Here is a 15,249-nt window from a genome sequence, read left to right as displayed (position 1 = left end):
GATCCGTCAGACGAGGTGGATCGTGAAGCGCCTGACGACCTTGGGGGTCGTGGCGATCGTGTCGGAGTGGACCGAGCCGCGAGCCTTCTTGTACTCCCCGGTGCCGCCAGTGATCGCGTTGTCGAAAGGACCCTGGTCGAGGTAGTTGAAGTACATGCCCTGCACGGTGAGCTGGCCGCCCGGGAGGACGTAGGTCACGACGCACTGCTCCGCTTCATCGGGGCCGCCCCGGGTGGTGGTGCAGGTGCCGTGGGTCTCGCCGACCTTGTTGTGCGCCTCGTCGAAGAGGTCCGACCGGACGACCACTTGATCGCCCTGCGAGACGCTGCCGGGGGTGACGGGGAAGCGGGACAGCTGCTGCACCTCGGCCAGCAGCGTGATGGTCCGGTCCTTGTCCCCGGCCCGGGCGGAACCGGCGTCCGTCGCGGCGGCCGCGACGGGGGTGCAGGTGAGGAGGGTGACCAGCGTGGCCGTGCCGAGGCAGGCCGCTCTGATGGGGCGCATTATGCGGCTCCTGAGGTTGGTGCTCGGTAATGATCCGATAGCGAACTTCCAGCCGATTTCGTGCGGTTCCCTTCATAGCCTTGAATCCGCCGCGCCGCGGAGCACCCCGGCACGAACCACCGGCACATCCAGCCGGTCGGACGAAAGCCAGGCGGCGTAGCTCGGCGGGGAAGGCGAACGGCGGCCTTCGGGCGATAACGGCGCCCGGGAGAGGCGCGTGGGAACCGCGGAGCGCCCCCGGGGGCAGGTGGGTTGGGCTGCCCGGGTGAGGAGCGAACGATCCGGCATCGTTGCCTGGTCGGGGAGCGGACGAGGGCGGCGCGAGCATGTCGCTGGTCGGTTTCACAGCCGGCCGGCCTGCGCCGGGCCGGATCGCCGGCGCACGCATCTCCACGTCCACGCGCACACCCACGCCCACGCTCACCTCGAGGAAGAGGTTTCCCTGTGGCTTTGACGACTGCGACGATCGCCGCCGAGCTGGAAGCGGCGAGCAAGGTCGGTGACCCGAAGGCCGACGAGCTCGTCTCCGACCTGATCGACAACAAGGAAGTGGACGGGGTCAATGCCCTGTTCCGCACCATCGGCACCCTCAAGCCCGGGATGGACCTCTCCGGGCTGCCGCCGCGCCTGGCGACGTTCCTGAAGGAGGCCGCGGCCGCGCCGCCGGACTGGTCGGAGGCGGACGTGAAGGCCGCCGAGTCCTTCTTCGCCCGCCACCACGGCGAGGTGTCCATGCTCCAGGGCACGGTCGGCCTGATCGGCACCTACCTCTCCCCGACCGGAGCGTTCACCCTGCGTTCCACCGGCCGCCTCGGCGGCGTCGAGGGCCCGGGCCGGCGCCTGTCGCAGTCCTCCCGCCTGTTCCTCGACATGGGCGACAAGAACGCCCTGCGCGACGGCAGCCTGGCCGCGAACGTCACCAAGGTCCGCCTCGTCCACGCCTCCGTCCGCCAGCTCCACAAGAAGAGCGGGGAGTGGGACTACGCCAAGTGGGGAGAGCCCGTCTCGCAGAAGTACACCACCGGCGCCGCCTGCGTCTTCTCCACCCAGATCCTCCAGGCGATGAAGCGCCTCGGGGTGGACGTCTCCAAGGACGACGCCAAGGGCTTCGTGTGTGCCTGGCACTACGTCAACCACTACCTCGGCACCCCCGACAAGTGGCTCCTGCCCAAGGATCCCGACCAGGTCGAGGCCCTGTGGAACCAGGAACGCGACAAGGAGTGGAAGAAGACCGACGACGGCGTCTTCATGACCAGGCAGGCCGTCGACTTCTACAGGAAGTTCTACCCGCCGGGCGTCCACGACGCGTTCTTCGCGATGGTCCGCCACGCCCTGTCGGACAAGTACGCCGACATGGCCGGCCTGCCCAAGAGCGTCCTGGGCGCGGCCGCCGAACCGCTGGCCGCCGGCCACGGTGTGGTCAGCGGCATCGCCGGCGGCATGCTGGGCGGCACCGCGCAGAAGGCCACCGGCGTCAACCCGTACAAGGACATCCTCGGCATCGCCTCGAAGGGCTACAACGAGATCCAGCGGTTCGCCCTGACCCAGGGCGAGGACGACCAGCCCCAGATGCACCAGGAACTCCACGACAACCGCTGACCCACCGGCCGGCCTCCCCAACGCCGACGCCCGCGGCGCACCGGCCCCAACCGGTGCGCCGCCCCCCGTACAACCCGAACATGCGCGCACCACGGGCTGCCGCGCGCCCTCCTCTACGCGGTCTCCGGCTGCCACGGCAGCCTCCTCGTACACACCGTCCACGCCGGTGAGTCCGCTGACCGGGCGAGCAGGCGGAGGGCCTCGGCGCTCGGGCTCCCCGGGTCGGCGTGGTAGACGATCAGCTGCTGGCCGGGGGCTTCGCGGACGTCGAAGGCGTGGTAGGTCAAGTGCAGGTTTCCGGCGCGGGGGTGGAGGAAGTGCTTGGCCGCGCGGGTCTTGCCGCGCACGGTGTGCGTGTTCCACAGCCGGGCGAAGTCCGCGCTGTGTCCGCTCAGTCCGTTCACGAGGGCACGCAGCCGGGGGTTTGCGGGGTCCCGGCCCTCCGCTTCGCGCAGGTGGCCCACGACGGCTTCGGCCGTCCGGTCCCACCGGGTGTGGAAGCGCCGGCCGGCCGGGTCCAGGAACACCATCTCGGCCAGGTTGTCCACCCGCTCGAAGGGGGAGTACAGGGCTTCGGCGAGGGCGTTGGCGGCCAGCACGTCGAGCGCGGGGCCGGTGATGAACGCCGGGGTGTCGCCGTAGCCGTCGATGAGCGCGCGCAGAGCGGGACTCACCCGGCCCGCGGCAGCCGGGTTCGGACGGCCCGGCACGCTGCCGGCGAGCCGGTGCAGATGCGCCACGGTGTCGGCGTCCATCAGCAGGGCGCGGCCCAGTGCCTCCACCACCTGCGCCGAGGGGCGCCGCTCGCGCCCCTGCTCGAGCCGGGTGTAGTAGTCGGCGTTCACCCCTGCCAGCACGGCGACTTCCTCGCGGCGCAGCCCCGCCACCCGGCGCATCCCATGGGGTGCCATACCGACGTCGCCGGGCCGGACGGCGGCGCGGCGCGCACGCAGGAAGTCTCCCAAAGGGTTGTCGCTCACGGTCCCAGGCTAGGCCGCCGGCCGCGGCAGGTGCCTGGGTGCGACGCACCCAGGCACCCTGCGGCCTGGGCGGCAGCCGGGCCCCGGCCCAGACTCGGTGCCCTACCGAGGCAAGGAGCCGGACATGAACACCCCCACGACGAAAGTCATCGCCGTCACCGGAGCGAGCAGCGGGATCGGTGAGGCGACCGCCCGCCGTCTCGCGGCCGACGGCCACAGCCTGCTCCTGGGAGCACGCCGCACCGGGCGACTCGAGGCGCTCGCCGCGGAGATCGCCGCCCTGGGCGGCACAGCCGCGGCCCGGCGGCTCGACGTCACCGACGCCGCCGACGTGCAGGCGTTCGTCCGCGCTGCCCGCGACCTGTACGGGCGGGTGGACGTGCTGGTCAACAACGCCGGGATCATGCCGCTCTCGCCGCTGGAGGAGGCCCGGACCCAGGAATGGGACCGGATGATCGACGTGAACCTGCGCGGGGTGCTGCACGGGATCGCCGCGGCCCTCCCGGTGATGCGCGACCAGGGCGGCGGCCACATCGTCAACGTCGCGTCCGTCGGGGCGTACGAGGTCACGCCTACCGCCGCCGTCTACTGCGCCACCAAGTTCGCCGTCCGCGCGATCAGTGAGGGCCTGCGCAAGGAGTCCGGCGGGGACATCCGGGTGACCGTCGTATCCCCGGGCGTGACCGTGTCCGAACTCGCCGACCACATCACGGACGCGGCCGCCCGGGAGGCCATGCGCAGCTACCGCAAGGTGGCCATACCGGCCGGCGCCATCGCGGACGCGATCGCCTACGCCGTCTCCCAGCCACCGGAGGTCGACGTCAACGAGATCGTGGTCCGCCCTTCCGCGAGCGCCCAGTGACGCCGACCGCGCCCGCCTGCTCCCGGTGCGCCACCGTCGACAGCGGCACGGAAGCTCCGGCGCGCAGGCTGCGGATGCTCGAGGACAAGGAGGCGCTGCGCGCCCTGATGACCCGCGGCTGGCGCGCCCTGGACCGCAAGGACTGGGCGGCCTGGGCCGCTTGCTGGGCCGAGGACGCCGTCCTGGAGTTCGGCCCCTGGGGCACGATCCGGGGGAGGGCGGCGATCCGCGCACGGGTGGAGGAAGCCGAGGCACCCTTCCCGAGCATGCAGCACCACCTGCTCAACCTGGACTTCGACGTGGCCGGGGATGCGGCGACCGGCATCGGCTACATGTGGTTCGTCGCCGTCACCACCCCTGAACGGAACTCCGCCCCCTACTCCATGGGCGGCCCCTACGACTGGGAGTTCCGCCGCGACCCCGACCAGGGCTGGCTCCTGATCCGGCAACAGCTCGGGGTCTGGTGGACCAACGGCGATGCCCCTCAAGAGGCCTTCGCATCGGGCTGATGCCCAGCCGTCCCGGCAACGGACGGGGCGCCGAGGAAGGCGGGAGATGCGCCGCCCCACCTCCAGCGGCGGTGGCAACACCTTGAAAGGGCTGTGGCCTCCCGAACTCCCACGACACCGGTCGCTCCGCGCGCGGGGGCTCGGAACGGGTGCGCGGTGGGACGCGGGGCGGCTGCCGTCCAAGTGTTAACCGGATAGATCATCCGGATGTGTGCTACCGTCCGGGTAAGTGGATGATCTATCCGGTTGATTGCCGGGGTGGAGGGGCACATGAAGAAGACAGCAGTGGTCACGGCCGGAACGGGCGGCATCGGTCTGGAGACGGCGCTGGGGCTGGCCGCCGCCGGGTTCGCCGTCACCGTGGTCGGGCGTGACGCCGGACGGGGAGCCGGGGCCGTCGAGCGGATCAACGCGGCGGGCCCGGCGCACCCGGCCCGGTTCCTGCCCGCGGACCTCGCCTCGCTCGACCAGGTACGTGCGCTCGCCCGGACCATCGCGGACGACCACGCCGCCTCGGGCGAACCACTGACGGTGCTGGTCAACAACGTCGGTGCGATGTTCGCCGAGCGCCAGACCAGGGGCGGCGTCGAGGCGTCGTTCGTCGTCAACCACCTCTCGCCCTACCTGCTGACCGAACTGCTGCTGCCCACCCTCACGGCCGGGGCGCCGAGCAGGATCGTGAACGTGACGTCGGGCGCGGTCACCGTGGCCAAGCGCGTGTTCGACGCCGTCGAGCCGCCGGGCGGCTACTACGGCTTCCACTGGTACGGTCGCGCCAAGCTCGCCAACCTGGCCTACACCCTGGACCTGGCGGACCGGCTGGACGGCACTGGCGTCTCGGTCTTCGCCGCCGATCCCGGAGGGGCCGCGACCGACATGACCGACGGCACCATGACCGACCCGAAGATCGTCTCGCCCGCCCTGCGGCTGCTGTGGCCCCTGGTGCGCCGCACATTCGAACGCTCGACCTCGGGTCCGGCGTCCGCGGCGGCCAGGCCCTCCCTCACGGCCGCCACCGATGAGACGCTGACGGGCCGAACCGGCATCGTCATCGGCGCCCAGGCGCACCCGGTCGCCCCGCACCGCGCGGCGGCCGACCCCCGCGTCGCCGAAGCCGTACGCCGGCTCAGCGAACGGCACGCACCGCTCGCCCCCGCCTGAGCCTCGTAGGGCGGCGCGGCGCGGCGGGTACCCGGCGGGCGGCGGAACCATCCGGATGAACCATCCGATTTCCGATTAGCATGGCCCCATGACGACGCCTCTACGCAAGGACGCGGCCCGCAACTGGCAGCGGATCGTCTCCGTCGCCCGCGACCTGGTCGACGAGGGCACACCGTTGCAGCTCAACGACGTCGCACGCCGCGCCGGGCTCGGCGTCGGCACCGTATACCGTCACTTCGCCACGCCCGAAGCGCTGCTGGAGACCGTCGCCGCGCCATGCCTGGAGGCCCTGGCCGCCCACGGCCGGCAGGCGCTGACCGATGCCGACCCCTGGCGCGGCCTGACGGGCTTCCTCTTCCACACCGTCGAGGCGCAGGTCACCGACGCCGCCCTGCCCCCCGTCGCCGCCGCGGCCACGGACGCCGTGCCGCGCACCACGGAGCTCAAGAGCTCACTGGCGTCGGCCGGCGCCACCCTCCTCGCCCGGGCCCGCGACGCCGGAGTGGTCCGCCCCGACCTCACCGCCGCCGACCTCGTCCCGCTCATGTGCGGCGTCGCCCACGCCGTGAGCGTCCACGGCGGCACCCCCGCCGACCGGGTCGACACCGCACACCGCTACCTCACCGCCCTCCTCGAAGGCCTGCGCACGACACCACCGAGCGCGTAAGCGCCCCTCCGCCCACCGGTGCACCGGCGGCCTCCACCGCTCATGTCACGTGAACAGGGGACCGAAAACAGGCGACTTCACCCGAATCGATGCTCTTCCTAGGCTGGCCGGGCAAGCAAAGCGGAGCATGCGTCGCGGGCCGGTCACCGGTGCGGCGCCGAGGGAGTTGTCTTGGCCAGTCACGATCCGATCGAACGCCCTGCGGAGCCCTCGTTCAGCGCGTTCCGCGCGTCCGGAGCGCAGCAGCGGATGTACTTCCTCCAGCAGCTGGAGGAGGGCAGGCCGACCTACCACATGCCCGTCTTCTACGGCCTCGAAGGCCCGGTGGACGAAGCCGCGCTCCGCGCCTGCGCCCAGGGTCTGCTCGACCGGCACGAGGCACTGCGCACCCGCTTCGTCCTGCGGGACGGCGAGCTGTGGCAGCACATAGACACCGAGGCCGCGCTCGTCTGGTCCTGCGCCACGGCGCGCGGAGCGGGGGACGTCGAGGAGTGGATGGCCGCCGAACACCACCGGCCCTTCGACCTGGAGTCCGGACCGCTCTTCCGGGCGGCCCTGCTGCACACCCCCGAGGGCGCGGTCCTCGCACTCGCCATGCACCACATCGTCGCCGACGGCTGGTCCGTCGGGATCCTCGCCCGCGAGCTCCTCACCGCGTACGCCCACTACGGCGACGGGCTTGACGGCACCGACCTCCGGAGCCCGGCCGGGATCGTGGCCCCGGAGGCCCCCGAGTACCAGTACGCCGACTTCTCCGACTGGCAGGAGGAATGGCTCCGCGGCCCCGCCGCCCAGCGCCAGCTCGCCTACTGGGAGAAGCAGCTGGACGGCGAACTCCCCGACGCGCCCCTGCCCCGCGACGGCCGGCCCGCCGCGGGAGCGGCCCGTGGCGCGGCGGCGCTGCACTCCTTCGAGGTGCCGGCCCCGGTGCTCGCCCGGATGGAGCGCCTGTGCCGTGACACCCACAGCACCCCGTACGCGCTGATGCTGGCGGCCTTCCAGATCGTGCTGGGCCGCTACACCGGCACCGACGACGTACTCGTCGGGACGCCGGTGGCGGGCCGGGCCCGCAAGGAGTTCCAGGACACCGTCGGCCTGTTCGTCAACACGCTGGTGATCCGCGCCGACCTGTCCGACGATCCCGCCTTCCGGGTCCACCTGGAGCGCGTACGGGACACCGTGCTCGACGCCCAGGACCACCAGGACCTGCCCTACGAACGCGTCGTCGACCGGATCGCCGCCGGACGCACCGGTGAGGAGGCCGCCCTCTTCCAGGTCATGTTCGGCCTGCACGACGAGGACGGCCTGACCGACGGCCTGCCCGGCCCGAAGGCCACGCTGCTCGAAGGACCGGCCGGAACCGCCAAGTTCGACCTGACCTTCGACGTGGTACGCACCGGCGGAGCGCTGAGCTGCCGGCTGGAGTACCGGGCGGACCTGTTCGACGCCGCCACCGTCCGGCAGTTCGGCCGGCACTTCGCCCGCCTCCTGGACGCCGCCACCGACAACCCCGGGCTGCCGGTCAGCGCACTGCCGATGCTGTCGGCCGAAGAACGGACCGGCATCGGCTCGCCGCTCCCGGACCACGCCGCCCTCCCGCACACCCCGGGCGAGCGGACGTGCGTCCACGAGATCTTCGCCGGACACGCCGCCCGCACTCCCGACGCGGTCGCCCTCGTGCACGAGGGCGTCTCCCTCACCTACCGCGAGCTCGACACCCGCGCCAACCGGCTCGCGCACCGGCTGCGCGCCCTCGGCGTGGGCCCCGACACCCTCGTTGGACTGTGCCTGCCCCGCTCCGCCGACCTCGTCGTCGCCCTGCTCGGCATCCTCAAGGCCGGCGGCGCCTACCTGCCCCTCGACCCCGACAACCCGCCCGAGCGCCTGCGCCACATCGTCCAGGACGCCCGCCTGGAGCACGTCGTCGGCACCACCGCGACCCGGGCCCTGTGGGACGCCCCCGGCCTGCACACCGTCGACCTGCTCGCCGACGCCCCGCTCCTGGCCGCCCAACCGGACACCGCCCCCGACACCGGCGTCACCCCGGACCACCTGGCCTACGTCATCTACACCTCCGGGTCCACCGGCCTCCCCAAGGGCACCCTGGTGCCCCATGCCAACGTCACCCGGCTGTTCTCCGCCACCGACCACTGGTTCGGCTTCGGCCCCGACGACGTGTGGACCCTCTTCCACTCGATCGCCTTCGACTTCTCCGTCTGGGAGCTGTGGGGAGCCCTCGCCCACGGCGGCCGGCTCGTCGTCGTCCCGTACGGGACCAGCCGCTCGCCCGAGGAGTTCCACCGGCTGCTGCGCGCCGAACGGGTCACCGTCCTCAACCAGACCCCCTCCGCCTTCTACCAGTTGGCCCGGGCCGACGAGGAACACCACCGCACGGCCGGACCGGCCGGCTCCGGGCTCCGCCTGCGCCACGTCGTCTTCGGCGGGGAAGCCCTCGACGTCGCCGCCCTCGCCGGATGGTTCGCCCGGCACGGCGACACCGCACCCCGCCTGGTCAACATGTACGGCATCACCGAGACGACCGTGCACGTCACCTACCGGCCGCTGACCGCCCGCGACGCGGAGGAGGGCCGCGGCAGCGTCATCGGCGTGCCCATCCCCGACCTGCGCCTGCACCTGCTCGACGCGCGCGGCCGGACCGTCCCGCGCGGCGCCGTCGGAGAGCTGTACGTCGCCGGAGCGGGCCTGGCCCGCGGCTACCTGCGCCGAGCGCTTCCCCACCGGGCTCGCCGGCGGCGTCGCCGACGGGCCCGCCGGGCTCGCGGAGGCCGAGCGGCTCTACCGCACCGGAGACCTGGCACGGGCCCTGCCCGACGGGGACCTGGAGTACCTCGGCCGCATCGACCACCAGGTCAAACTGCGCGGCTTCCGGATCGAACTCGGTGAGGTCGAGGCCGCCCTGGCCGCCCACCCCCTCGTCGACGCCGCGGTCGCACTCGTCGCACCCGATCCCGCGGGGAACGACGTCCTGGTCGGCTACCTGGCCGTGACCGGGGCCGAGGACGGGGCGGGCCCCACCGTCGAGGAGATGCGCGAGCACCTTTCGCGGCGGCTGCCCGGCTACATCCCGCCTTCCCGCTGACCGCCAACGGCAAGACCGACCGGCGCCGGCTGCCCGCCCCCGGCTCGGCCGCCCGCACCCCCACCGCCGCCTACGAGGCACCCCGAGGGCCGGTCGAGACCGCGCTCACCGACGTCTTCGCCCAGGTCCTCGGGCACGAACGGGTCGGCGCCCTGGACAACTGGTTCGCCCTCGGCGGGGACTCCATCCGCTCCCTCCAAGTGCTCGCCCGGCTCCGCGAACGAGGCCTCGACCTCACCGTCGCCGACCTCATGAGCTCCTCGACGCCCCGCGCCCTCGCCCCGCACGTCACCCCGCGGGACCGGGCCGCGGCCGCAGCCGAAACCCCGTACGAGCCGTTCGCACTACTGACCCCCGCCGATCGCGCCGCCCTGCCCGCGGGACTGGAGGACGCCTACCCGATGACCCGGCTCCAGGCCGGCATGCTCTACCACAGCGACCTGCCCTCGGCCGGCGGACGCGTTTACCACAACGTGGCCTCCTACCTGATCGAAGCGCCCTTCTCCGAGGAGGCCTGGCGGACCACCGTCGAGGTCCTCGCGGCCCGGCACGAGATGCTGCGCACCTCCTTCGACCCGCACGGATTCACCGAGCCCCTCCAGCTCGTCCACCACGGCGCCCGCCCGGAGCTCACCTTCGAGGACCTGCACGGCCTCGACGCCGAGGCGCAGCGCACCGCCGTCGCCGCCCGCTACGCCGCCGAGCGCGACCGGCCCTTCGACTGGGACCGGCCCCCGCTGATCCGGTTCCACGTCCAACGGCTCTCCGACACCAGGTTCCAGCTCTTCATCGCCGAGCACCACGCCGTCCTCGACGGGTGGAGCGAACGTTCGCTCCTCACCGAACTCGCCTCCTGCTACACCGAGGCGCTCGCCGCCCGGACCCCCGCGGACGGCCCCTCCCCGCAGGCCGGCCCCCGCTCCCGGTTCGCCTCCTTCGTCGCCCTCGAACGGGCCGCGCTGGCCGACCCCGGGCAGCGCGCCTTCTGGACCGGCAAGGCCGCCGACGCCCCCGCCACCAGGCTGGCCCGGCCGGCGGCGGCCGGCGGACCCGCCCGGATGTCCTGGTACCTCGCGCCCCTGCCCGAGGAACTGCACGCCCGACTCACCACCCTGGCCGCGGCGTGCGGCGTACCGCTGCGCACCGTCCTGCTCGCCGCCCACCTGAGGGTCATGGCCCTGCTGGGCGGCGGCGACGCGGTCACCACCGGAGTGGTCCACAACGGCCGCGCCGAGGAGACCGACGGCGACAAGGTCGTCGGCGTCTTCCTGAACACCCTGCCGCTGACCGTCACGGTCACCGGGCTCAGCTGGCGCGGCCTCGTCGGACACGTCGCCGCCGTGGAGGCGGAGCTGCACGCGCACCGCCGCTTCCCGCTCGCCGAGATCCAGCGCCTGTCCGGAGGCGGCCCGCTCTTCGAGACCTTCTTCAACTACACCCACTTCCACGTGGAGCAGGACGGGCCGGCCGACGGTGCGTTCACCGTGCTGGAGGAGACCGGAGAGGCCGGCACCGACTTCGCCTTCGGCGCCGAGTTCTCCCGCAGCCCCGACGGCGCCCTCCTCGAACTCGGCCTGCGCTACGACGCGGCCCAGTTCTCCGAGGAGCAGATGGCGAGCGCGCACGCTGGCGGCCCTGTGCGACCTGGCCGAGGCCCCCGATCGCGACTGCACCACCGCCGACCTGCTGCCCGAGGCCGAACACCGCCGCTACGCCGACTGGAACCGGACCGTCGTCGACTACCCGCAGCCGCACGTCCTGACCCGGCTGATCGACGCGCAGCGCGACCGGACCCCGGACGCGCCCGCCGTCCGCTTCGAGGGCGCCGAGCTGACCTACCGCACCCTCGACACCGAGGCCGAGCGGCTGTGCGCGGCCCTGCGGGAGCGGGGCGCCGGCCCCGGCACGTTCGTGGGTCTGCTGCTGGAACGCTCCCTGGCCCTGCCCGTCGTACTCCTCGCCGTCCTCAAGTCCGGCGCCGCCTACGTCCCGCTGGACCCGGAGCACCCGGCGCCGCGCGTACGGTCGTTGCTCGCCGAATCCGGCATAGGCCTGGTGGTCACCGAGGGCGCGTGGGAGGAGCGGCTGGAGGGCTCGGGGGTCACCGTCCTGCGGCCGGACGCGGCTGCGACCGGTACCGCGGGTCCTGCCCGGGCGCCCGAGCCGTCCGACCCGGCGTACATGATCTTCACCTCGGGATCCACCGGCAAGCCCAAGGGGGTCGTGGTCTCGCACCGCGCCATCGCCAACCGGCTGCTGTGGATGCAGGACGCATACGGGCTGACCCCGGGGGAGCGGGTGCTGCACAAGACCCCGTACACCTTCGACGTCTCCGTCTGGGAGCTGTTCTGGCCGCTGCTGACCGGTGCCACCCTGGTCCTCGCCCGCCCCGGCGGCCAGCGCGACCCCGGCTACCTCGCCGCACTGATCCGGGCCGACGGCGTCAGCACCGTGCACTTCGTCCCCTCGATGCTCAGCGTCTTCCTCGACGACCCCGAGGCCGTGGCCGGCGCGGCCGGCCTCACCCGGGTGGTCTGCAGCGGCGAGGCCCTGCCCTACGAGGTCCAGCGCAGGTTCTTCGAGCGGCTGCCCGGCGTCGAGCTGCACAACCTCTACGGGCCGACCGAGGCCGCCGTCGACGTCACCTCCTGGCAGTGCCGGCCGGACGGCGGCGACACCGTGCCCATCGGCCGGCCCATCGCCAACATGCGCACCCACGTCCTGGACCGCCGTCTGGCCGAGGTCCCCCTCGGTGTCACCGGTGAGCTCTTCCTCGAAGGCGTCGGCCTCGCCGACGGCTACCACGGACGACCCGAGCTGACGGCCGAGCGGTTCATCGAGCACACCGGCCCGGACGGCACCACCCGGCGCCTCTACCGGACCGGAGACCTGGCCCGGCACCGCCCCGACGGAGCCCTGGAGTACGCGGGCCGCACCGACCACCAGCTCAAGATCCGCGGATTCCGCGTCGAACCCGGGGAGATCGAGGCCGTCCTCGCCGAACACCCCGGCGTGCGCGACTGCGCGGTCCTGCCCCGCGGCGAACGCCTCGTCGGCTACTTCGTCCCCGAGGCGGCCGGGTCGGACGCCGCACCGGCCCCCGACCCGGGCGCGCTCGCCGCCCACGCCCGGGAGCGGCTCCCCGAGTACATGGTCCCCTCCGCCTGGGTGTGCCTGACGGCCCTCCCGCTGACCGCCAACGGCAAGCTGGACCGCGCGGCCCTGCCCGACCCGGACCCCGCCGGCCTGCGGGGCGGTGTCGAGCCGACCTCGCCCCGCGACGCCCTCGAATCCCGCCTCGCCGGGATCTGGGAGCGGCTCCTGGACGCCGGGCCGGTCGGTGTCCACGACGACTTCTTCGAATCCGGCGGGCACTCCATCGACGCCCTGCGCCTGATCGGCCGGATCAACCAGGCCTTCGGTGAACGCCTCGGCGTCTCGGCCGTCCTGGAGCACCCGACCGTCGCCCGGCAGGCCGCGCTGCTGCGCGGCCGGCACGTCGCCGTCGCCGCGGACCCCGTGGTCCGTCTCCGGTCCGAGGGCACCCTCGACCCGCTCTTCCTCGTCCACCCGATCGGCGGCAACGTCTTCTGCTACCGCACCCTGGCCGCCGAACTGGACGCCGGACGCCCGGTGTTCGGCCTGACGGCGCCCGGGCTGACCGACCCCGCAGCGGCCCCCGACGCCACCGTCGAGGAGCTGGCCGCCGCCCACCTGGAGGCCCTGCGCCGGATCCGCCCCACCGGCCCCTACCACCTGGCCGGATGGTCCTTCGGTGGGCTCCTCGCCTACGAGATGGCGGTCCAACTGCGGTCCGCCGGACAGGAGGTGGCGACCCTCGCACTGCTGGACACCGGCTATCCGGAGCCCGGCCACGTCCCCGACGACGAGACCGAGCTGCTGGAGTGGTTCCACGAGGACCTGGCCCGCTCCGCGGGGTTCGACCCGACCGGCGACAGCCTGTCCGTGCTGCGGAGCGCCCTGCGGAGCGCCGCCGGCACCCCCGCCCGGCTCGCCGTCCTCGCCGGGCACGTGGAACGCGAGGGCTTCGCCCCCGGCCTGGACGCGAGAGACCTCGCGCGGCACTACGCGGTCTTCCGCACCGGGATCCGCGCCGCCGCCGCGTACCGGCCCCCGGCCGCGCCCTGCCCCGTCCTGTTCCTCCAGACCACGACCGGAGCCGCGGAACACGCCGCCGACCGATGGGCGGCCCGGGCCGGGGCGGGCCTCACCCGCCACGACGCCGCCACCGACCACTACGGGCTGATGCGGCCGCCGCACAGCACCACGGCCGCCGCCCTGCTGCGCACCGCCCTCGCCGGGGCCGACCACCGCTGAACGGGTGCCCCGGCCCGCCCGGGGCACCCGTCCCCCCTTCCCGCGCCGCGCGTCGATCAGGCATGCGCCGACGCGCCCCGCACCAGAACAGGAAACGGAACACACCACGTGACGAGTGACACTACGGGCCCCGCCCCCGAGCTGAGCGGCCGGATCCGAGGCGGTCCCGCCGAACTCCTCCACGACGAAGTGCTCGCCCCCCAGTTCGGGTTCGAGTCCCGCCACCTGCTGCGCCACTACGTCGCCATCGAGAAGACCCTGGCCGCCGAGTACGTCCGCATGGACCTCATCACCGCCGAGGAGGCCCACCGGATCGCCGCCCTGCTGGACGCCGTCGGGTCCGACACCCTCAGCGCGCAGCCCGGCGCCAACATGTCGGACATCGCCTTCGCCCTCGAACGGCACGTCGAGGCGGGCCTGCCCGCCCCGGTCACGCACTGGCACGCCGACCGCAGCCGCAACGACCTCCAGGCCTGCGCCCAGGTGATGTACGGCCGCGACCAGCTCGCCCGCTTCGCCGACGCGCTCCTCGAACTCGGCTCCGTGGTACACGAGTTGGCCCAGAAGACCTGCGACCTGCCCATGCCGGGGTACACCCACTTCCAGGCCGCCCAGATCATCACCCCGGGCTTCCACCTCGCCGCGCTCTCCGAGCACCTGCTGCACACCCACGCCCGGCTGCTGAACGCCTACGACGGAATCGACACCTGCCCCCTCGGCGCCGGCGCCATGGCGGGACAGGAACTGCCCTGGGACCGCGACCGGATGGCCCGGCTGCTCGGCTTCTCCCGGCCGCAGCCCCATGCCCTGACCGCCGTGGCCTCGCGCCGCTGGAGCGCCGAACTGACCGCGGAACTCAGCCTGCTGGGCACCGCGCTGAGCCGCTTCACCACCGACCTGCTCACCTGGGGCGGCAGCGAGTACGGGTTCATCGAACTGCCCGACGAACTGTCCGGCATCTCCTCCGCCATGCCGCAGAAGAAGAACTACCCGGTCCTGGAGCGCATCCGGGGGCGCACCGCCCACCTGACCGCCTTCCACTTCGACGTGCTCCTGGGCCAGCGCAACACCCCCTTCTGCAACCTCGTCGAGGTGTCCAAGGAGGCCGGCACCCACCTGCTGAACGCCTTCGACTCGGCCCACGGCACCGTCCGCCTCCTCACCGAGGTACTGCGCAGGCTGACCTTCCGCGCCGACCGCATGCGCCAGGTGTGCGAGCGCGAGTTCCTCGGCGGCTTCAGCCTCGCCAACGCACTCTGCCTCACCGAAGGGGTGCCCTGGCGCACCGCCCAGGTCGTCGCCGGGAAGTACGTCGTGCTCGCCGCGACGGCGGGCGCCGCCCCCGCCCCGGGAGAACCCGCCCTGCTGGCCGAGGCTGCCGCCGGACACGGCATCACCCTCGCCGACCCCGCCCGGCTCCTCGCCGAGGCCTTCGACGTCGACCGGGGCCTGGAGCGCATGGTGTCCGCCGGCTCGGCCCGCCCCGACGCCGTCCGCGCGGTCCTGCGCGGACAGCAGGAGACGTACGA

The 15,249-nt window shown here is 73.3% G+C and carries 11 protein-coding genes and 1 pseudogene; 10 read left to right on the top strand and 2 right to left on the bottom strand.

All coding sequences use genetic code 11. The features are described from left to right. Positions 1–6: 6 nt before the first annotated feature. Positions 7–504: an allene oxide cyclase barrel-like domain-containing protein gene (locus VR44_RS14965; RefSeq protein WP_045947971.1), complete on the bottom strand. Its 498-nt coding sequence runs from the start codon at positions 502–504 to the stop codon at positions 7–9. A 444-nt stretch (positions 505–948) separates the two neighbouring features. On the opposite strand from VR44_RS14965, the gene VR44_RS14960 reads away from it, so the two are divergent. Beyond that, a complete protein-coding gene (locus VR44_RS14960) occupies positions 949–2,103 on the top strand; it encodes an oxygenase MpaB family protein (protein ID WP_425424508.1) in 1,155 nt (384 codons plus the stop codon). 113 nt (positions 2,104–2,216) lie between these two features. On the opposite strand, the gene VR44_RS14955 is transcribed toward VR44_RS14960, so the two are convergent. After that, the gene (locus VR44_RS14955) at positions 2,217–3,083 is read right to left on the bottom strand and encodes a helix-turn-helix transcriptional regulator (RefSeq protein WP_094191654.1); all 867 of its coding nucleotides are present in this window, start codon (positions 3,081–3,083) and stop codon (positions 2,217–2,219) included. A 124-nt stretch (positions 3,084–3,207) separates the two neighbouring features. Between VR44_RS14955 and VR44_RS14950 the strand changes: the two genes are divergently transcribed. The 9 genes and pseudogenes from VR44_RS14950 to VR44_RS14910 all read left to right on the top strand — a co-directional run. Next, entirely contained in the window at positions 3,208–3,945 is a 738-nt protein-coding gene (locus VR44_RS14950; protein ID WP_045947970.1) for an SDR family oxidoreductase, read from the top strand. Beyond that, the gene (locus tag VR44_RS14945; RefSeq protein WP_425424507.1) at positions 3,942–4,454 is read left to right on the top strand and encodes a nuclear transport factor 2 family protein; all 513 of its coding nucleotides are present in this window, start codon (positions 3,942–3,944) and stop codon (positions 4,452–4,454) included. The genes VR44_RS14950 and VR44_RS14945 overlap by 4 nt, the downstream gene beginning before the upstream one ends. Before the next feature lie 270 nt (positions 4,455–4,724). Next, a complete protein-coding gene (locus tag VR44_RS14940; protein WP_045947969.1) occupies positions 4,725–5,615 on the top strand; it encodes an SDR family NAD(P)-dependent oxidoreductase in 891 nt (296 codons plus the stop codon). Between the two features lie 88 nt (positions 5,616–5,703). Further along, positions 5,704–6,282, top strand: coding sequence for a TetR/AcrR family transcriptional regulator (locus VR44_RS14935; protein ID WP_045947968.1), 579 nt, complete (start codon positions 5,704–5,706; stop codon positions 6,280–6,282). 171 nt (positions 6,283–6,453) lie between these two features. Further along, positions 6,454–9,186 carry a non-ribosomal peptide synthetase gene (locus tag VR44_RS14930; RefSeq protein WP_157880299.1) on the top strand — a complete coding sequence of 911 codons (2,733 nt, stop codon included), beginning with the start codon at positions 6,454–6,456 and terminating at the stop codon, positions 9,184–9,186. Beyond that, positions 9,095–9,382: an AMP-binding enzyme gene (locus VR44_RS47140; protein ID WP_107072516.1), complete on the top strand. Its 288-nt coding sequence runs from the start codon at positions 9,095–9,097 to the stop codon at positions 9,380–9,382. Before VR44_RS14930 ends, VR44_RS47140 begins: the two co-directional genes overlap by 92 nt. Beyond that, positions 9,379–10,938 (top strand): annotated as a pseudogene (locus VR44_RS49115) (condensation domain-containing protein); the annotation flags it as partial. The gene VR44_RS47140 and the pseudogene VR44_RS49115, both read left to right, overlap by 4 nt. After that, positions 10,856–13,720 carry an amino acid adenylation domain-containing protein gene (locus tag VR44_RS14915; RefSeq protein ID WP_052713605.1) on the top strand — a complete coding sequence of 955 codons (2,865 nt, stop codon included), beginning with the start codon at positions 10,856–10,858 and terminating at the stop codon, positions 13,718–13,720. The pseudogene VR44_RS49115 and the gene VR44_RS14915, both read left to right, overlap by 83 nt. 108 nt (positions 13,721–13,828) lie before the next feature. After that, positions 13,829–15,249, top strand: a 1,421-nt coding sequence (locus VR44_RS14910; RefSeq protein WP_045947964.1) for an argininosuccinate lyase, incomplete at its 3' end; no start/stop codon positions are given.

The sequence above is a fragment of the Streptomyces katrae genome, from assembly GCF_000966975.1.
Classification (GTDB): domain Bacteria; phylum Actinomycetota; class Actinomycetes; order Streptomycetales; family Streptomycetaceae; genus Streptomyces; species Streptomyces katrae.
The sequence above is the reverse complement of the archived record's forward strand: the minus strand, read 5'-3'. Positions and strand labels throughout refer to the sequence as shown.

What these genes read in the sequence shown, in the direction of transcription:
- VR44_RS14965 (WP_045947971.1), bottom strand. Translation starts at nt 504, where the DNA reads ATGCGCCCCATCAGAGCGGCCTGCCTCGGCACGGCCACGCTGGTCACC.
- VR44_RS14950 (WP_045947970.1), top strand. Translation starts at nt 3,208, where the DNA reads ATGAACACCCCCACGACGAAAGTCATCGCCGTCACCGGAGCGAGCAGC.
- VR44_RS14940 (WP_045947969.1), top strand. Translation starts at nt 4,725, where the DNA reads ATGAAGAAGACAGCAGTGGTCACGGCCGGAACGGGCGGCATCGGTCTG.
- VR44_RS14935 (WP_045947968.1), top strand. Translation starts at nt 5,704, where the DNA reads ATGACGACGCCTCTACGCAAGGACGCGGCCCGCAACTGGCAGCGGATC.